This window comes from Haloplanus sp. CK5-1, from assembly GCF_037201915.1.
Lineage (GTDB): Archaea > Halobacteriota > Halobacteria > Halobacteriales > Haloferacaceae > Haloplanus > Haloplanus salilacus.
In genome coordinates this window covers 3080199-3098842 of sequence record NZ_CP147505.1, presented here as the reverse complement: position 1 = coordinate 3098842, position 18644 = coordinate 3080199, and the positions used below count along the sequence as shown (strand labels likewise).

Annotated in this window: 17 protein-coding genes and 1 tRNA gene; 15 read left to right on the top strand and 3 right to left on the bottom strand. The window is 67.1% G+C overall.

Going from position 1 to position 18644, the window contains the following annotated elements; translation table 11 throughout:
• The first annotated feature begins 1 nt into the window (after position 1).
• From rpoB to NBT81_RS16400, 4 genes are read left to right on the top strand one after another with little or no spacing between them, the layout of a single operon-like run.
• Positions 2–1828, top strand: a complete 1827-nt coding sequence (gene rpoB, locus NBT81_RS16415; RefSeq protein ID WP_338739963.1) for a DNA-directed RNA polymerase subunit B — start codon at positions 2–4, stop codon at positions 1826–1828.
• An 8-nt stretch (positions 1829–1836) separates the two neighbouring features.
• Positions 1837–4770, top strand: a complete 2934-nt coding sequence (locus NBT81_RS16410; RefSeq protein ID WP_338742578.1) for a DNA-directed RNA polymerase subunit A' — start codon at positions 1837–1839, stop codon at positions 4768–4770.
• Positions 4763–5989: a DNA-directed RNA polymerase subunit A'' gene (gene rpoA2, locus NBT81_RS16405; RefSeq protein WP_338739961.1), complete on the top strand. Its 1227-nt coding sequence runs from the start codon at positions 4763–4765 to the stop codon at positions 5987–5989. Before NBT81_RS16410 ends, rpoA2 begins: the two co-directional genes overlap by 8 nt.
• A gap of 1 nt (position 5990) precedes the next feature.
• Positions 5991–6422, top strand: coding sequence for a NusA-like transcription termination signal-binding factor (locus NBT81_RS16400; protein WP_338739960.1), 432 nt, complete (start codon positions 5991–5993; stop codon positions 6420–6422).
• Here the strand turns inward: NBT81_RS16400 and NBT81_RS16395 are convergent.
• Positions 6414–6734 (bottom strand): hypothetical protein, encoded by a 321-nt coding sequence (locus tag NBT81_RS16395; RefSeq protein WP_338739959.1) that lies wholly within the window; start codon positions 6732–6734, stop codon positions 6414–6416. The genes NBT81_RS16400 and NBT81_RS16395 overlap by 9 nt on opposite strands.
• A 229-nt stretch (positions 6735–6963) precedes the next feature.
• On the opposite strand from NBT81_RS16395, the gene NBT81_RS16390 reads away from it, so the two are divergent.
• Genes NBT81_RS16390 through NBT81_RS16380 form a run of 3 tightly spaced genes read left to right on the top strand, consistent with a single transcriptional unit; the run spans position 6964 to position 9270 of the window.
• Positions 6964–7392: a 30S ribosomal protein S12 gene (locus tag NBT81_RS16390; protein WP_092635289.1), complete on the top strand. Its 429-nt coding sequence runs from the start codon at positions 6964–6966 to the stop codon at positions 7390–7392.
• Positions 7392–8015, top strand: a complete 624-nt coding sequence (locus NBT81_RS16385; RefSeq protein ID WP_338739958.1) for a 30S ribosomal protein S7 — start codon at positions 7392–7394, stop codon at positions 8013–8015. Before NBT81_RS16390 ends, NBT81_RS16385 begins: the two co-directional genes overlap by 1 nt.
• Positions 8016–8070: 55 nt before the next feature.
• Positions 8071–9270, top strand: coding sequence for an iron-containing alcohol dehydrogenase (locus tag NBT81_RS16380; RefSeq protein WP_338739957.1), 1200 nt, complete (start codon positions 8071–8073; stop codon positions 9268–9270).
• Here NBT81_RS16380 and NBT81_RS16375 read toward each other — a convergent pair.
• Positions 9267–10034, bottom strand: coding sequence for a DUF5781 family protein (locus NBT81_RS16375; protein WP_338739955.1), 768 nt, complete (start codon positions 10032–10034; stop codon positions 9267–9269). The genes NBT81_RS16380 and NBT81_RS16375 overlap by 4 nt on opposite strands.
• Before the next feature lie 163 nt (positions 10035–10197).
• On the opposite strand from NBT81_RS16375, the gene NBT81_RS16370 reads away from it, so the two are divergent.
• From NBT81_RS16370 to NBT81_RS16335, 8 genes are all read left to right on the top strand, one after another.
• Positions 10198–12387: an elongation factor EF-2 gene (locus NBT81_RS16370; RefSeq protein WP_338739954.1), complete on the top strand. Its 2190-nt coding sequence runs from the start codon at positions 10198–10200 to the stop codon at positions 12385–12387.
• A 79-nt stretch (positions 12388–12466) separates the two neighbouring features.
• A complete protein-coding gene (locus tag NBT81_RS16365; RefSeq protein WP_338739953.1) occupies positions 12467–13648 on the top strand; it encodes a HAMP domain-containing sensor histidine kinase in 1182 nt (393 codons plus the stop codon).
• A 183-nt stretch (positions 13649–13831) separates the two neighbouring features.
• Positions 13832–14407, top strand: coding sequence for an amino acid-binding protein (locus NBT81_RS16360; RefSeq protein WP_338739952.1), 576 nt, complete (start codon positions 13832–13834; stop codon positions 14405–14407).
• Complete coding sequence (locus tag NBT81_RS16355; protein WP_338739951.1) at positions 14404–15357, top strand: homoserine dehydrogenase; 954 nt, start codon at positions 14404–14406, stop codon at positions 15355–15357. The genes NBT81_RS16360 and NBT81_RS16355 overlap by 4 nt, the downstream gene beginning before the upstream one ends.
• Positions 15358–15516: 159 nt before the next feature.
• Complete coding sequence (gene tuf, locus NBT81_RS16350) at positions 15517–16782, top strand: translation elongation factor EF-1 subunit alpha (RefSeq protein ID WP_338739950.1); 1266 nt, start codon at positions 15517–15519, stop codon at positions 16780–16782.
• Positions 16783–17091: a 30S ribosomal protein S10 gene (rpsJ, locus tag NBT81_RS16345; RefSeq protein ID WP_114584299.1), complete on the top strand. Its 309-nt coding sequence runs from the start codon at positions 16783–16785 to the stop codon at positions 17089–17091.
• Between the two features lie 78 nt (positions 17092–17169).
• A tRNA-Ala gene (locus tag NBT81_RS16340) sits at positions 17170–17241 on the top strand.
• Between the two features lie 248 nt (positions 17242–17489).
• Positions 17490–18200: a hypothetical protein gene (locus tag NBT81_RS16335; RefSeq protein ID WP_338739947.1), complete on the top strand. Its 711-nt coding sequence runs from the start codon at positions 17490–17492 to the stop codon at positions 18198–18200.
• Positions 18201–18223: 23 nt separating this feature from the next.
• Here NBT81_RS16335 and NBT81_RS16330 read toward each other — a convergent pair whose 3' ends face one another.
• Entirely contained in the window at positions 18224–18556 is a 333-nt protein-coding gene (locus NBT81_RS16330; protein WP_338739946.1) for a hypothetical protein, read from the bottom strand.
• Positions 18557–18644 lie beyond the last annotated feature (88 nt).

The window sequence follows — 18644 nt, the reverse complement described above, 5'->3', positions numbered from 1 at the left end:
CATGGCTCAGGCACGCGAGGCGAAAGTATACGTCAACGGCAGTCTGGTCGGCACCCACCCCGACCCCGAACAGCTTGCAGAACAGATCCGCGAGGCGCGCCGGCGGGGCGACGTCAGCGACATGGTCAACGTCTCCGTCAAGGAGCGCACCCGCGAGGTCATCGTCAACGCGGACGCGGGCCGGGCCCGTCGCCCGCTGATCGTCGTCGAGGACGGCGAACCCCTCCTCACCGACGAGGAGATCGAGGCGGTCGAACGTGGCGATCTCGAGTTCGAACAGCTCGTCGACAGGGGCTACATCGAGTTCATCGACGCCGAGGAGGAGGAGGACATCTACGTCGCCGTCGACGAGGAGGAGATCAACGAGCGCCACACCCACCTCGAGATCGACCCACAGCTCATCTTCGGCATCGGTGCGGGGATGATCCCCTACCCGGAACACAACGCGTCGCCCCGGATCACCATGGGTGCAGGGATGATGAAGCAGTCGCTCGGCCTGCCGGCGGCCAACTACCGCATTCGGCCGGACACGCGCCAGCACCTGATGCACTACCCGCAGTTGGCGATGGTCAAGACCCAGACCACCGAGCAGATCGGGTTCGACGAGCGGCCGGCGGCCCAGAACTTCGTCGTCGCCGTCATGTCCTACGAGGGGTTCAACATCGAGGACGCCCTCGTCATGAACAAGGGATCGGTCGACCGCGCCTTGGCGCGCTCCCACTTCTTCCGGACGTACGAGGGCGAGGAACGGCGCTACCCCGGCGGTCAGGAGGACCGCTTCGAGGTGCCGAGTCAGGACGTGCGCGGTGCCCGCGGCGAGGACGCCTACACGCACCTCGACGAGGACGGCCTCGTCAACCCGGAGACGAAAGTCGACGAGAACTCCGTCCTGCTGGGCAAGACCAGTCCGCCCCGGTTCCTCGAGGAACCCGACGATATGGGCGGCCTCAGTCCGCAGAAACGCCGCGAGACCAGCGTCACGATGCGATCCGGCGAGGACGGCGTCGTCGACACGGTCACGCTGATGGAGGGCGAAGACGGCTCGAAGCTCTCGAAGGTCTCGGTGCGAGACGAGCGCATCCCCGAACTCGGGGACAAGTTCGCCTCACGCCACGGCCAGAAGGGGGTCGTCGGCCACCTCGCACCCCAGGAGGACATGCCGTTCACACAGGAGGGGCTGGTGCCGGACCTGGTGCTCAACCCGCACGCGCTCCCCTCGCGGATGACGGTCGGCCACGTGCTGGAGATGCTGGGCGGCAAGGTCGGCTCGCTGGAGGGCCGGCGCGTCGACGGCACCGCCTTCCAAGGCGAAGACGAGGACGAGCTCCGTGACGCACTCGTCGACCACGGCTTCGACTCCTCGGGCAAGGAGGTCATGTACTCCGGGGTGACCGGCGAGAAGATCGAGGCGGAGATCTTCGTCGGCACCATCTTCTACCACAAGCTCTACCACATGGTGAGCAACAAGCTGCACGCCCGCTCTCGCGGGCCAGTGCAGGTGCTCACGCGCCAGCCCACGGAGGGTCGGGCCCGCGAAGGTGGCCTGCGCGTTGGCGAGATGGAACGCGAGGTGCTGATCGGTCACGGGGCGGCGATGGCGCTCAAGGAACGCCTGCTCGACTCCTCGGACCGCGAGAACGTCTACATCAGCGCCGAGACCGGCATGGTCGCGGTCGAAGACACGGACCAGCGGCGGGTGTACGACCCCGTCTCCGGCGACGAGGACGACATCCACGAACTCGAGGTGAGCTACGCGTTCAAACTCCTCCTCGACGAGATGATCGCGCTGGGCATCCGACCGCGGCTGGAACTCGAGGACGCAGTGTAACAATGTCAATGCAAACACCGAAAGAGATCGGCGGGATTCAGTTCGGGTTGATGGACCCGGAGACGTATCGGGACATGTCCGCGACGAAGGTGATCACCGCGGACACCTACGACGACGACGGCTACCCCATCGACATGGGGTTGATGGACCCCCGTCTGGGTGTCATCGACCCCGGACTGGAGTGTCGAACCTGCGGCCAACACTCCGGGTCGTGTAACGGCCACTTCGGGCACATCGAACTCGCCGCGCCCGTCATCCACGTCGGCTTCACGAAACTCATCCGGCGGCTCCTCCGGTCGACCTGCCGGGAGTGTGGGCGCCTCGCGCTCACCGAGGACGAACGCGACGAGTACCGCGAGAATCTGGTGCGTGCCGAGGAACTCGGCAACGACCCCAACGACGTGTTGAAGGCGGCAGTCCGGCAGGCGCGAAAGCAGAACTACTGCCCGCACCCGGACTGTGGCGGCGTGATGCACGACATCAAACACGAGAAGCCGACCACCTACTACGAGGTGCAGGACGTCCTCGCGGGCGACTACTCCGAGCGCATCGCCGAAGCGATGCAGCCCGACCCCGACGACGAGGACGACGACGGGACCTCACCGCAGGAACTGGCCGAGGGACTCGGTATCGACCTCGACCGTGTCAACGACATCATGGCGGGTGAGTTCCGCCCGAAGAGCGAGACGCGCAAGAAGTTGGAGAAGGTCCTCGACGTGGACCTGACCGAGGAGGACATGAACAAACTGATGCCCTCGGACATCCGCGACTGGTTCGAGGACATCCCGGACGAGGACATCGAGGTCATCGGCGTCGACCCCGAGCGTTCCCGACCGGAGTGGATGATCCTGACTGTCCTGCCGGTGCCGCCGGTGACGGCTCGTCCCTCGATCACGCTGGACAACGGCCAGCGATCCGAGGACGACCTCACCCACAAACTGGTCGACATCATCCGCATCAACCAGCGGTTCATGGAGAACCGCGAGGCCGGCGCACCCCAACTGATCATCGAGGACCTCTGGGAACTGCTCCAGTACCACGTCACCACGTTCATCGACAACGAGATATCGGGAACGCCGCCGGCCCGACACCGTTCCGGCCGACCGCTGAAGACCCTCAGCCAGCGGCTGAAGGGCAAGGAGGGTCGCTTCCGTGGCTCCCTGTCCGGCAAGCGCGTCAACTTCTCCGCCCGGACAGTCATCAGCCCGGACCCCACCCTCAGCCTCAACGAGGTGGGCGTCCCGGACCGGGTCGCAAAGGAGATGACCCAGACGCTGAACGTCACCGAGCGTAACGTCGACGAGGCCCGCCAGTACGTCGCCAACGGCCCGGAGGGCCACCCCGGCGCGAACTACGTTCGCCGACCGGACGGCCGGCGACTGAAGGTGACCGAGAAGAACTGTGAGGAACTGGCGACGAAAGTCGAGGAGGGGTGGGAGGTCAACCGCCACCTCGTCGACGGCGACATCGTCGTCTTCAACCGCCAGCCCTCCCTCCACCGGATGTCGATCATGGCCCACGAGGTGGTCGTGATGCCGTACAAGACGTTCCGGCTGAACACCACCGTCTGCCCGCCGTACAACGCCGACTTCGACGGCGACGAGATGAACATGCACGCCCTCCAGAACGAGGAGGCCCGTGCCGAGGCGCGTGTCCTGATGCGCGTCCAAGAGCAGATGCTCAGCCCGCGCTTCGGCGAGAACATCATCGGGGCGATCCAGGACCACATCAGCGGGACCTACCTGTTGACCCACGAGAACCCCCACTTCTCGGAGACCCAGGCGCTCGACCTGTTGCGTGCGACGAGCGTCGACGAACTGCCCGCCCCCGACGGCGAGGAGGACGGCGAGCCGTACTGGACGGGTCGCACCGTCTTCTCCGAACTCCTGCCGGACGACCTCAACCTGGAGTTCACGAGTTCGGCGGGCGACACGGTCCTGATCGAGGACGGCCAACTCGTCTCGGGCACCATCGACGAGGACGCGGTCGGCGCGTTCGGCGGCGAGATCGTCGACACGCTCACCAAGGTGTACTCCGAGACCCGCGCCCGCGTGTTCGTCAACGAGGTCGCGGCGCTCGCGATGCGGGCGATCATGCACTTCGGGTTCTCGCTCGGGATCGACGACGAGTCCATCCCCGAGGAGGCCGACGAGATGGTCGACGAGGCCATCGGCAACGCCTACGAGCGCATCGAGGACCTCATCGACACCTACGAGGCGGGCGAACTCGAGTCGCTGCCGGGACGGACCGTCGACGAGACTCTCGAGATGAAGATCATGCAGACGCTCGGCAAGGCCCGCGACAGCGCTGGCGAGATCGCCGAGGACCACTTCCAGGAGGACAACCCGGCGGTCATCATGGCCCGCTCGGGTGCCCGTGGCTCGATGCTCAACCTGACCCAGATGGCCGGCTGTGTCGGCCAGCAGGCGGTTCGGGGCGAGCGGATCAACCGCGGCTACGAGGACCGCACCCTGAGTCACTACGAACCGGACGACCTCTCGGCGGAGGCCCACGGCTTCGTGGAGAACTCCTACCGCGGCGGGCTCACCCCGCGGGAGTTCTTCTTCCACGCGATGGGCGGCCGCGAGGGGCTGGTCGACACGGCGGTTCGGACGTCGAAGTCCGGCTACCTCCAGCGTCGGCTGATCAACGCCCTCTCCGAACTCGAGGCGCAGTACGACGGCACCGTCCGCGACACCTCCGACACCATCGTCCAGTTCGAGTACGGCGAGGACGGCACTAGTCCGGTGAAGGTGTCCTCGAACGACGACAACCCGATCGACGTCGACGGGATCGCGGACCGCGTCCTCGACGCCGAGTTCGACTCCGAAGAGGAGAAAGAGCGCTTCCTCGGCAGTCGCGAACCGCCGACGAACCTCTCGGAGTACGCCGGTCCGGGTCTGAACAAGGCCCAGGGCATGGAGGTGGAGTCGGATGACTGAGACCGACGAGTACGAACACGTCACCGACGACATCGAGGCGGTCGTCGAGGACACCGAACTCCCCCGACGGCTGAAAGAGCGCGTCTACGAGGTCGTCGAGGAGCGGGGGCCGGTCCCGACCGAGCGCGCCGACGAGATTGCGCGCGCGACCGAGTCGAAGTACATCGACACGCGAGTCGACCCGCTCGACCCCGTGGGGACGGTGTCGGCCCAGTCCATCGGCGAACCGGGAACCCAGATGACGATGAACACGTTCCACTACGCGGGCGTCGCGGAGATCGACGTGACCCAGGGGCTGCCGCGCCTCATCGAACTGGTGGACGCCCGGAAGACGCCGGACACGCCGATGATGACGGTGTATCTGGACGAGGAGTACGCGAGCGACCGCGAGCGCGCCCACGAGGTTGTGTGGTCGATCGAGTCGACGAAGATCCTCTCGCTGGGCGACGTCTCGACGAACGTCGCGGACATGCTGGTCCAGATCGACCTGAACGAGGAGACGCTGCTGGAGCGGTGGCCGACCGTCGGCGACGTCGGCGAGATCGCGGCCGAGATCGCAGAGACGATCGAGGACGCACTCGGCGTCTCGACCCGGCGCGAGGGGACGCTCATCGAGTTCGGCCCCTCCGAGCCGAGTTACCGCGAACTGCTCCAACTCGTCGAGGAACTGCGCGACGTGGTGTTCAAGGGGATCGAGGAGGTCTCCCGCGTCGTCATCCGCAAGGAGACACTCGACGACGGCGAGGAGTTCGTCCTCTACACCGAGGGGTCGGCCTTCGGCGACGTGATCGAGATCGAGGGCGTCGACGCCTCCCGCACCACGTGTAACAACATCCACGAGATCTACCGCAACCTCGGCGTCGAGGCGGCCCGGGAGGCCATCATCAACGAGACGATGGACACCCTCGAGGAGCAGGGTCTCGACGACGTGAACGTCCGCCACCTGATGCTGGTCGCGGACATCATGACGAACCGCGGCACCATCGAGTCCATCGGTCGCCACGGCATCTCGGGATCGAAGGAGTCGGTGCTCGCCCGTGCCGCCTTCGAGGTGACGGTCAACCACCTGCTGGACGCGGCGATCCACGGGGAGCGCGACAAACTCGACGGCGTCATCGAGAACGTCATCGTCGGCAAGCCCGTCGCCATCGGTACCGGGGACGTGGACCTCCGGATGGGGTCGTTCAGCCCCGACGTGAGCCAGCCCTCGGACGACTAGGATGCGGGTTACCCTGTCGGACCGCGACCGCCGGTTCATCGCCTGCTTCGAGGACGAGACGGGGGCGACCGCCCGCGACTGTCTGGTCTTCGAGGGGGAAAAGGAGGACCGTGTCGTCTTCCTCGTCGCGGCCGGCGAGATGGGACAAGCGGTGGGCCCGAACGGCCGCCGCGTCGAGGCCGTCGAGGAGACGCTCGGTCGGTCGGTCGAGCTCGTCGAGGACGCCGACCGCGCCGAGGCGTTCGTCGCGAACACCCTCGCACCGGCGGCCGTCCAACACGTCACGATCAGCGAACAGGGCGACCGCGTCGCCTACGCGGAGGTGCCGGAACCGGACCGCGGGGCGGCTATCGGCCGCGACGGTCGGAACATCGAGACGGCACGTCGACTCGCCGCCCGCCACCACGACATCGACGACGTGCAGTTAGCCTGATCGGTCGTCGTCGAGGGCGAGGGTCACGAGGGTGCCGTCGAAGGCGACGTAGACGTCCGTCCCGTCGACGACTGGCTGGGACCTCGTAGCGGGTGGGCGTCCGTCGCCAGGCGACCGACGGGCCCGATGGCACCGGCTCGTCGACGCTGCCGGCGTTGCTGGCGTCGACTTGGTACTGCGGGATCGACCCGGTGGCGCCGACGGATCGGTCGACGACTGGCGTCGTCGCGTCGTCGTCACCACCGCCGATGTCGGTCGGACAGCCGGACAGGGCGGCCCGAGGAGGGCGAGGGCGGCGCGGCGGGTGGGCATGGTCCGGCCTCACCCCGACACCGGAATAAGTTTTCCCCAGTCGCCCCGCCGGAACGTCTCTCACGGGTTCTCGGCGCTCCTTCGGTGCTCAACGACGCTCTCCGGGGCGCATCTCTCGTCGCAAAAACCCCTCAGATCGGAGTAGCGGTGGCCCTAACGTGTTCTGAGCCGGTTTCGGCGCACTCGAAAAGGGAGGCTTAAGTAGCTCCGCCGGGAACCGAGTGGCACCATGGCGAACGGCAAATACGCGGCCCGCAAACTCAAGAAGGACCGCCAGACGCGGCGGTGGTCCGACTCGGAGTACGCGCGACGCGAGCGCGGCCTTCGGAAGAAGTCGGACCCCCTCGAGGGTGCGCCCCAGGCGCGGGGCATCGTCCTCGAGAAGGTCGGCATCGAGGCGAAACAGCCCAACTCCGCGATCCGGAAGTGCGTCCGGGTCCAACTGATCAAGAACGGCAAGCAGGTGACGGCGTTCTGTCCCGGCGACGGCGCCATCTCCTTCATCGACGAACACGACGAGGTCACCATCGCCGGCATCGGCGGTGCGAAGGGTCGTGCGATGGGCGACCTCTCCGGCGTGAACTACAAGGTCGAGAAGGTCAACGGTGTCTCGCTCATCGAACTCGTTCGCGGTAACGCGGAGAAACCGGTTCGATAATGTCCGAGAGCGAAACCTCCGACGACGTCGACGCGGAAGCGGAAGTCGAAGAGACCGACGAGGAGCCCGACGCGTTGCTCTTCGGCGTCTGGGAGACGACGGACATCGCGTACGAGGACCCCAGCACCCAGCGGTACATCAACGTCACACCCATCGCCCACACGATGGGGCGACACGCCTCCAAGCAGTTCCAGAAAAGCGAGATCTCGCTCGTCGAGCGTCTCATCAACCGGCTGATGCAGACCGAGGAGAACACCGGGAAGAAACAGCAGGCGATGGGAATCGTCCGCGACGCGTTCGAACTCGTCCACGAGCAGACCGACGAGAACCCGGTACAGGTGCTCGTCACCGCCGTCGAGAACGCCGCCCCCCGCGAGGAGACCGTTCGCCTGAAGTACGGCGGCATCTCCGTCCCGCAGGCCGTCGACGTGGCTCCCCAGCGCCGCGTCGACCAGGCACTGAAGTTCCTCGCCGAGGGCACCCAGCGCGGGTCGTACAAGACGCCGACCAGCGCCGCCGAAGCGCTGGCGAACCAGCTTACCGGTGCCGCCGACTACGACGTCGGCACCTACGCGATCAACCAGAAAGAGGAAGCGGAGCGGGTCGCCGCCGCCGCGCGCTGATCGTCCCCCCTCTTCTCCCGAAGAACTAACGCACCCGCCGCCCCACCGTGGCGGTATGTCCGACATCGGATCGCTCGCGGAGTCACACACGGTCCAGAGCCCCGCTCACGTCGAGTACGGGTCGGGCGCCACCGCGGAACTGGAGTCGTTCGCCTCGGCGCGCGACGCCGAGGCCGCCCTGATCGTCACCGACGGAAATCTGGCCGAGAGCGGCGTCATCGACGGGCCTCGAGCGCACCTCGAAGCCGCTGGCGTCGACGTGACGACCTACGACGGCGTCGCCCCGGAGCCGAAACTGTCGATGGTCGAGGAGGCGGCCGCCGCCGCCGAGAGTGTCGACCTGATCGTCGGCGTCGGCGGCGGGAGTTCGATGGACACGGCCAAGTTCGCGGCTGCGCTCGCGGCCACCGACCGCCCGGTCCGGGCGTTGCTCGGGATGGACAACGTCCCCGCCCCGACCGGGCCGCTGGCGCTGGTGCCGACGACGGCCGGGACGGGCAGCGAGGTGACCCACATCGGCGTCTTCGCCGACGAGCGCGAGGGCGGGGTGAAAAGGGTCGCCTTCTCGCCGCACCTGTTCGCGGATCTGGCGGCGGTCGACCCCGACCTGACGGCGACGATGCCACCGGGCGTCGCGGCGGCGACGGGGCTGGACGCGCTGACCCACGCCGTCGAGAGCTACGTCTCCCTCCTGCGGACGCCGTACACGGATACGCTCGCGCGCCGTGCCGTCGAACTCGTCGCGGAGAACCTGCGCCCAGCGGTCACACAGGGGACGGCCAACGACACCGCCCGCGCCCGGATGAGCCTCGCGGCGACGCTCGCGGGCCAGGCCTTCGCCAACTCCGGGTTGGGCGCGGTCCACGCGCTCACCTACCCGCTGGGTATGGAGTGTGATTTGGGCCACGGCCTCGCCAACGGGGTGTTGCTCCCCCACGTGATGCGGTACAACGTGCCCGCGGAGGTGGACCGATTCGCCGACCTCGCCGACCTGCTCGGGGTCGACCGCCGTCCGGGGGAGTCGGATCGGGCGTTCGCCGATCGGAGCGTCGAGGCCGTCTTCGACCTACTGGAGGACGTAAACGTGCCGACGAGTATCGCCCCGTTCGGCGCGTTCGACCGTGAGACGTTCGAGCGGTTCGCCGACGTCGCGTTCGAACACTCGGAACACAACATCGAACGAAACCCGCGGGCGATGGACCGCGAGGACGTGATCGGGGTGTTCGCCGCGGCCGAGCGTGGGCGAGAGTCTTAGTCGGCTGCCCGCCCGCCCTCGCCGTCGAGGGCGTACGCCCGCGTCGCCGTCACGAGGTCGCGCCGGAAGTCGCTCTCGGTGGGGTCGTCGGCCAGGGTCCGAAAGAGGCGCTTGAACGTCTCCATCCCGACTCCGGGTGCGTCGGTGGCCGCGGCCCGCGCGAGGTCGTACAGTCGGTGGTCGTCGTCGACCAGGTCGTGGCGCTCGACGAGGCCGATGGCGAACGCGGCGTTGACGGCGGTGATGTCGGGGTCGGCGGTGACGGAGATTCTGCGTTCCTCCGGGTGTCGCGTGGCCTCCCGGTCCGGTGCGGCGGCGACGGCGGTCGCCAGTTGGGACTCGAGGAACGGGACGAGTTTCGCCGCCGGCGCGACCGAGAGGGTGATGTCGTCGGCGTAGATGTCGCGCATGTGGTTGGCGATCTGGTAGCAGTGGGTGAGTTTCCGCCGCTCGACGTCCCGGCCGGAGAGTGCGAGAAAGAGCGCCTCGTCTGTCGACTGGGTGTGGGAGGCGTGGCCCTGTTCGTAGCGCGCCATGTGGGCGAGTTCGTGGAGCGCGAGTTCGCGGGCCATCGCGCTCGTCGCGGCCTTTCCGGAGATGTTGAGGACGTGGCGGTCGTCGTAGTGGGCCGCCCAGGTCCGCTCGTCAGGGTCGTCCCGGACCTGCACCTCGACCGGGCTGTCGAGGTCGTGTTCGGTCGAGAGGAGGTCGGCGGCGCTGAGAAACGGATCGGGGGGTGTGGCGCCCCGTATTCGGAGATCCATGCTTGTCGTTACCACGCGCCAGACGCGTAAGACGGTTGCGATCGGTCGAGCGCTGCCGAATGGCGTGGTATCGGATGGCACGGCCGGGTAGACGGTGGAACTCGGGCGTTTTGCCTCCGGCAAAACACTACCCTTTTGACCCTCCTAGCGGAATGGAGTGGTAATGGGCCGACGAAAGAAGATCGTACAAGAATGTGAGCGACTGATGGACAACCCGGAGAACATCCGGAACATCGCCATCGCCGCTCACGTCGATCACGGCAAGACGACGCTGACGGACAACCTGCTCGCCGGTGCGGGCATGATCTCTCAGGACACCGCGGGCGAGCAACTCGCGATGGACACGGAGGAAGACGAGCAGGAACGCGGCATCACCATCGACGCCGCGAACGTCTCGATGACACACGAGTACGAGGGCGAGAACCACCTGATCAACCTGATCGACACGCCCGGCCACGTCGACTTCGGCGGCGACGTGACCCGCGCGATGCGCGCTGTCGACGGCGCGCTCGTCGTGGTGGACGCCGTCGAGGGCGCGATGCCCCAGACGGAGACGGTGCTCCGACAGGCGCTCCGCGAGGGCGTCAAGCCCACCCTCTTCATCAACAAGGTCGACCGCCTCATCTCCGAACTGCAGGAGGGTCCCCAGGAGATGCAGGAGCGACTCCTGTCGGTCATCCACGACGTGAACGAACTCATCCGTGGCATGACCGAGGAGATGGACGACATCGACGAGGACTGGACCGTCGGCGTCGAGGACGGCACCGTCGGCTTCGGCTCCGCGCTGTACAAGTGGGGCGTCTCGATGCCCTCGATGCAGCGGACGGGGATGGACTTCGGCGACATCATCGACCTCGAACGCGCGGACAAGCGCCAGGAACTCCACGAGCGGACGCCCCTCTCGGACGTCGTTCTCGACATGGTGTGTGAGCACTTCCCCAACCCGCTCGACGCCCAGCCCCGTCGTATCCCGCGCATCTGGCGTGGGGACGCGGAGTCCGACCTCGCCGGCACGATGCGACTGGTCGACGAGGAGGGCGAACTCGTCATGATGGTCACCGACATCGGCGTCGACCCCCACGCGGGCGAGATCGCCGCCGGCCGCGTCTTCTCGGGCACCATCGAGAAAGGACAGGAACTGTACGTCTCCGGCACCGCCCGGCAGAACCGCGTCCAGAGCGTCGGCATCTACATGGGTGGCGAACGCGAGGAAGTGGACCGCGTCCCCGCGGGCAACATCGCCGCGGTGACGGGGCTCAAAGACGCCATCGCCGGATCCACGGTGTCGAGCGTCGAGATGACGCCGTTCGAGTCCATCGAGCACATCTCGGAGCCAGTCATCACGAAGAGCGTCGAGGCCCGCAACATGGACGACCTGCCGAAACTCATCGAGACGCTCCAGCAGGTCGCGAAGGAGGACCCGACGATTCAGGTCGAGATCAACGAAGAGACGGGCGAACACCTCATCTCCGGTCAGGGCGAACTCCACCTCGAAGTGATCGGCCAGCGCATCGAGCGCAACCAGGGAATCCCGATCAACACCGGCGAACCGATCGTCGTCTACCGCGAGGCTCCTCAGGAGGCCTCGGGTGAAGTCGAGGGCGTCTCGCCGAACCGTCACAACAAGTTCTACATCACGGTCGAACCCCTCGCCGACGACATCGTCGACGAGATTCAACTGGGGAACGTCTCGATGGACATGCCGGAACTGGAGCGCCGCGAGGCGTTGCAGGAGGCGGGTATGGACAAGGACACCTCCCAGAACGTGGAGCACATCCACGGGACGAACATCCTCATCGACGACACGAAGGGGATCCAGCACCTCAACGAGACGATGGAACTCGTCGTCGAGGGGCTGGAGGAGGCGCTCGACGACGGGCCGCTGGCGGCCGAACCCGTCCAGGGTGCGCTCGTCCGTCTCCACGACGCCAAACTCCACGAGGACACCATCCACCGCGGTCCCGCGCAGGTCATCCCCGCCGTTCGCGAGGCCGTCCACCGCGCGTTGATCGACGGCGAGATCCGGCTGCTCGAACCGATTCAGGACGTCCGCATCGACGTCCCCTCCGAGCACATGGGTGCGGCCTCCGGCGAGATTCAGGGTCGCCGTGGCCGTGTCGACGACATGTACCAGGAGGGTGACCTCATGGTGATCGAGGGCATCGCGCCCGTCGAGGAGATGATCGGCTTCTCCTCCGACATCCGGAGCGCCACCGAAGGTCGTGCCTCGTGGAACACGGAGAACGCCGGCTTCCGTGTGCTCGCCGACAACCTCCAGCCGGATCTGATCGAGGATATCCGCACCCGCAAGGGAATGAAGCTCGAACTCCCGCCGTCGATCGACTACATCTAACGCCGCTCGCCGCCTTTCGTTCTTCACTCGCGATAATTCGGTGCGTACTTTCATCATCGATCCGTCCGACGTCGGACCGATGACAGAGTTATTCACTCGTCTCGACCGGGCGCTCGTCCGGTTGTTCGAGCCGGGACCGAGCCCCGGCGGTCGACGGCGGGAACGCCTCGCGCGCTTCGGTGCCTGCTCCGCGGTCAGTCTGACCGGTGTCGCCCTCCTCGCCCCGAACCTCGCGCCGTTCCTCGTGGGGTCCCGCCCCGTCGTCGGTGCCGGGCTCGCGGTCCTCGGGGGGGTCGTCTGTCTCGGGCTTCTCGCCGCCGGCGCGGCGCTGTACCGCAGTGGCTTCTCGACGCCGAACGCGGTTCGGATCGCGGCGTGGAACGTCCTCGGTCTGGTCGTCTTGGGGTCCGTACTCTTGTTCCACGGCGTCTATCGAGGGACACTCGGAACGGTGAGCGTGGCCGACGCCTTGGCGGCCGGGAACGTCCTCGCGATCAGCGCCGCCGCCCACGTCATCATCGGCGTCCACGACGCCAGACGGGTACGGGCCGAGCAGTTGGCCCGCGAACGGGAGAAACTCGCCGTCCTGAGCCGCGTCCTCAGACACAACCTCCGCAACGACGCCACGGTGCTCGTCGGCCACTCCGAGCGGTTGGCGGCCGAACTCGACGAGTCGCCGCTGTCGGACGTCGCCGCGACGCTCACCCGACGGTCGCGGGACGTGGGCGAGTTGGCGGACAAGTCCAAAGTGTTGGTGGACGCCCTAGACCGACACTCGGCGTCGAACGCGCGCCTGCACGTCGGCGACGCCGTCGCGGCCGCCGTCGACGACACCCGACTCGTCGGTGACGTCGATATCACCGTCGACGTGCCCGACGACCTGTGGATGTGGGCCGACGAGGACGTCGAGACGGCGCTCGCGGAACTGGTCGAGAACGCCGTCGAACACGGCGGGTCGCGGGTCCGCGTCACGGCCGCGGCCGACGGCAACGAGGTTCGTGTCCACGTCGCCGACGACGGGTCCGGCATCCCCGCGGACGAGCGCGACGTGATCACGGGCGAGACGCAGATCACACAACTCACACACGGCAGCGGCCTCGGCCTCTGGGTCGCACGCTCGGTCGCCGAGTCGGCAGGTGGCTCCCTCTCCTTTAGGACGGACGACGGCTGGACCGTCGTCACTCTCACCCAGGAGCGCGCCGACCCTCCGGCGACCGTCGACGCGGGGCGGCCGTCCGCGACGGGTCCTGCCTCGGTCTGACCGCCACCTCGACGCCGAGGATCGACCGATGCTGTCTTATACTCCCTTGGCACAGTGTGTACCATGCCTAGCGGCACGACCACCGGCAGTCGACGTGTCGGCACGGAGCTACCCCGCGGTCCGTCCCCGTCGCCGATCACAATTATTCGGCCGACGGGTCGTGCCGTGGGGGTGACGGCCTGAATGCCCGACGAGGCAGTCACCACCGACGAGGACGAAGAGGGTGAGCGAACCGACGGTGGCGAGCGACCACAGACGCACACGATCCGGCTGGAACTCGTCGACAAGCCGGGCGAACTGCTATCGGCGCTTCGCCCCATCGCCGACAACGGCGGCAACCTGCTGTCGATCTTCCACGAACGCGGCAACCTCACGCCACGGGGACACATCCCCGTCGAGGTCGACGTGGAGTGTCCGCCGGATCGCTTCGAGAGCATCGTCGAGGCGCTCCGCGAGGAGGGTGTCAACGTCGTCCAGGCTGGCGCGGAGCGGTACGGCGAGCAGTTGACGCTCCTGTTGGTCGGCGACATCGTCGACACCGACCTCTCCGATACGCTTCGCTGCATCGAGTCGAGCACGGACGCGACGCTCTCGGACCTCTCGCTGTCTGCCCATCAGGGTCGCAACGGGGCGTCGAGCGCCCGCCTGCGGCTGGCGACCCGCACCGGTCGCACGGACGAGGTGTTCGACCACGTCCGCGACATCGCCGACAGCAAGGGTCTCGACGTCATCGAACCGCTCGTGGAGGTGTCGGAATGAGCCTCGACATCGCGGTGATCGGCGTCGGTGCGGTCGGTCGATCGGTCGTCGACCTCGCGCCCGAGTACGGCCACGTCGTGACCGCGGTGGCCGACTCCAGTTCGGCCGCCGTGGATCCCGACGGTATCGACGCCGACGCGGTCTTCGACCGCAAGGAACGCGAGGGCGTTGTCGGCACCGGCGATCCCGAAGACGCGCTGTCGGCCGACTACGACGTCCTGGTCGAGGCGACGCCGACGACGCTCGGCAACGCCGAACCCGGGTTCTCCCACGTCGCGGCGGCGCTGACGCGGGACCGTCACGCGGTGCTCGCGAACAAGGGTCCCGTCGCCGAGCGGTACGGCGACCTGATGGCGCTCGAAGCCGAAAGCGAGGGGACGGTGCAGTTCGAGGCGGCCGTCGGCGGCGCGATTCCGATCCTCTCGACCATCGCCGACTTCGGCCCGTCCCAGATCACGGCCACCCGGGGCGTCCTCAACGGGACGGCGAACTTCGTCCTCTCGCGGATGGCCGCCGAGGGATTGGGCTACGAACACGTCCTCGCCGAGGCACAGGACCTCGGCGTTGCCGAGGCCGACCCCGCCTTCGACGTGGAGGGGACCGACGCGGCGCTGAAGTTCGTCATCCTGGCGAACGTGCTCAGCGGGGGCGATCGGGTGTACAGCCTCGAGGACGCCTCGGTCGAGGGGATTCGCGACCTCCCGGCGAGCGCTCTCGAACTGGCGCGCGAGGACGGCCGGACGGTCCGCCTCATCGGCGAGGCGACGGCCGAGGGCGTCCGTGTCGGTCCGCGTCTCGTCCCGCAACACGACGCGCTGGCGGTCACGGGTACGCGAAACATCGTCCAGTTCGAGACGGTCAATGCCGGCCAGCTGCACCTCAGCGGCCGGGGTGCCGGCGGGCCGGAGACGGCGACGGCGATCCTCTCGGACGTGGGCCGGTTGGAGTGAGGTCGGCGTCGACGCGACGCAGCCCCGTCCCGTGATCGTGCGGGACGGTGTCACAAATCGCCCGACCGCGACCCGAGCGTCTGTGATGCGTATCGAAATGGTTTTAGGTGAATCGGGCAAAATACTCCTCACCAAGCGCCTTAGCGCGTGATTCCCACCATGAGTGACAAACCGCACCAGAACTTGGCCATCATCGGCCACGTCGACCACGGCAAGAGCACGCTCGTCGGCCGACTCCTGTTCGAGACAGGGTCGGTCCCCGAGCACGTAATCGAGCAGTACCGAGAGGAAGCCGAAGAGAAGGGCAAGGGCGGCTTCGAGTTCGCCTACGTGATGGACAACCTCGCCGAGGAGCGCGAGCGCGGGGTCACCATCGACATCGCCCACCAGGAGTTCGACACCGACGAGTACTTCTTCACCATCGTCGACTGTCCGGGCCACCGTGACTTCGTGAAGAACATGATCACGGGCGCCTCCCAGGCGGACAACGCGGTGCTCGTCGTCGCGGCCGACGACGGCGTCGCGCCCCAGACCCGCGAGCACGTCTTCCTCGCGCGGACGCTCGGGATCAACGAACTGATCATCGGCGTCAACAAGATGGACCTCGTCGACTACGGCGAGACTGACTACAACGAGGTCGTCGAAGAGGTCAAGCAGCTCCTCAAGCAGGTCCGGTTCGGCACCGAGGACGCCTCGTTCATCCCCATCTCGGCCTTCGAGGGCGACAACGTCGCCGAGAAGTCCGAGAACATGGAGTGGTTTGACGGGCCGACGCTGCTTGAGGCCCTGAACGACCTGCCCGAGACGGAGCCGCCGACGGACGCGCCGCTTCGCCTCCCCATCCAGGACGTCTACACCATCTCCGGTATCGGGACGGTCCCGGTCGGCCGCGTCGAGACGGGTATCATGAACGTCGGCGACAACGTGTCGTTCCAGCCCTCGGACGTCGGTGGCGAGGTCAAGACCATCGAGATGCACCACGAAGAGGTGCCCGAGGCCGGCCCCGGCGACAACGTCGGGTTCAACGTCCGTGGCATCGGCAAGGACGACATCCGCCGCGGTGACGTCTGTGGTCCGGCCGACGACCCGCCTTCGGTCGCCGAGACGTTCCAGGCGCAGGTCGTCGTCATGCAGCACCCCTCCGTGATCACGGCGGGCTACACGCCGGTCTTCCACGCCCACACGGCACAGGTCGCGTGTACCATCGAGTCCATCGACCAGAAGCTCGATCCCGCGAGCGGCGAGGTCGCCGAGGAGGACCCGGACTTCATCAAGTCCGGCGACGCCGCGGTCGTCACGGTGCGACCACAGAAGCCCCTCAGCCTCGAGCCGTCCTCGGAGATCCCCGAGCTCGGTAGCTTCGCCATCCGCGACATGGGTCAGACCATCGCGGCCGGCAAAGTGCTCTCGGTCAACGAACGATAGATGCAGCAAGCACGCGTTCGTCTGGCGGGCACGAGCCCCGAGGACCTCGACGGGATCTGCGACGAAGTTCGCGAGATCGCGAGCAAGACGGGAGTCAGCCTCAGCGGTCCGATCCCGCTGCCCACGAAGACGCTCGAAGTCCCGTCCCGGAAGTCCCCCGACGGCGAGGGGACTGCCACCTGGGAGCACTGGGAGATGCGCGTCCACAAGCGGCTGATCGACATCGATGCGGACGAACGCGCACTGCGCCAGCTCATGCGCATCCAGGTGCCCAACGACGTCAGTATCGAGATCGTCCTCGAGGACTGACCGCGGGCCACGGCGCTAAGGCGTTTTTCCGCCCGGAACAGAAGCTTACAAGTACGCCCGACGGCTGGGTTCGAGTGCGGGCTCGTAGATCAGTGGCAGATCGCTTCCTTCGCAAGGAAGAGGCCCCGGGTTCAAATCCCGGCGAGTCCACTTCTTCACTCACTTCGTTCGTTCAGTCGTGGACTCGCCGTAGTCCCACTCGCTCCCTTCGGTCGCTCGCGGGACTCCCGGCGAGTCCATTTCCTTCGCTCACTGCGTTCGCTCGCGGGACTCCCGCCGAGCCCATCCCTACTTTGCCGGTCGCTCAGGAAACGAGAGCGACCACCACGACCGCGCCAGACACCCCCCTGTCTGCAGAAAGATTGTTTACGCCGCCCCCCGCCAGTCGGACACGTCGAATGCCGTCGACCGACACGCGGTCGAGGTGTCTGTGCTGTCGCACGCCGGTCCCTGAGGGGACGCTCTGTGCGTACTGCTACCCCGAGACGTGCTACGACTGTCCGGCGTCGGATGGAGTACTCGACGGCGACGAGTGGCGCTGTTCCCACGGCTGTCGGTACTCGGTACACGAGTACGTCCGGAAGAAGCGGTTCACGGCGCTCTTGAACTACCCGCCGGCGAAAACGCTGTCGTACGCCGGCCCGCGTGTCGAGGTTATCGTTCCGACGGGGACGCCAGTCCGGGTGCACCGAACCCGACCCGTCGACCCGGCGGACGGGTGGGTGGCGGTGGTCCACTACGCTCGAAGCGAGCGACTGAAAGAGCGCATCCTCGCGACCGGAATCGAGTACCCACCCCACGCCCACGACCGGGACCGTGCCAGTCGGTTCGAGGGGACGATCCGCGAGAACGCCGTCTTCGCGTGGCCCCACGATCCGGCGTACACCGACGAACGGTTCGACTGGGACCCCGACGCTCGGCTGTTCCTCACGGTGCCCGAACGGCGCGTCGTCGTCTCTTCGTATCGATTCCTCGAACGCGTCGGCGCCGACGAGTACGGGGTCCCCGTCGAGAAGTACGATGCGGAGGTGACGTTCACGCTCGACGCACTCCGGGAGGCCTGTCGACGGTTCGAGCGCCCCGTCGATCCGTCGCAACTGCTGATCTGATCCGATCGGAGCCGAGTGCGGGGTCAGTTCTCGCCGTCGTCGGGGAGCACGAACGGGTCCGTCTCGTCGCCGTCGGAGACCCACACCCCGGAGACGTCCGTCTTCTCGACTGGCACTTCCCGTCGGTTGCCCATCCCGCCGACCTCCTTTGTCGGGAAGTCGTCGTCGGGGTCGGTGACGGTGATCTCGGAGTGGGCGAACAGGTAGCCGGGTGTGATGCAGATGTCGCCCGAGATATCGCCCCGGATCGCGCCGTCGCGGGTGAACGTGATCGCGTGCCGGTACTCGCGTTTGCACGCCGGGCAGGTGCCGCCGTACGGGCGGTTTCCGGGTTCGCCGGACATCAGATCGGTCATGGCTCTCCAATCGTGGCAGAGCAGGATATCGGTTTTGGAAGTCGCGTCCACGGAAAGAAACCGCGTCGGGTGACCGCTACCGGCGGTC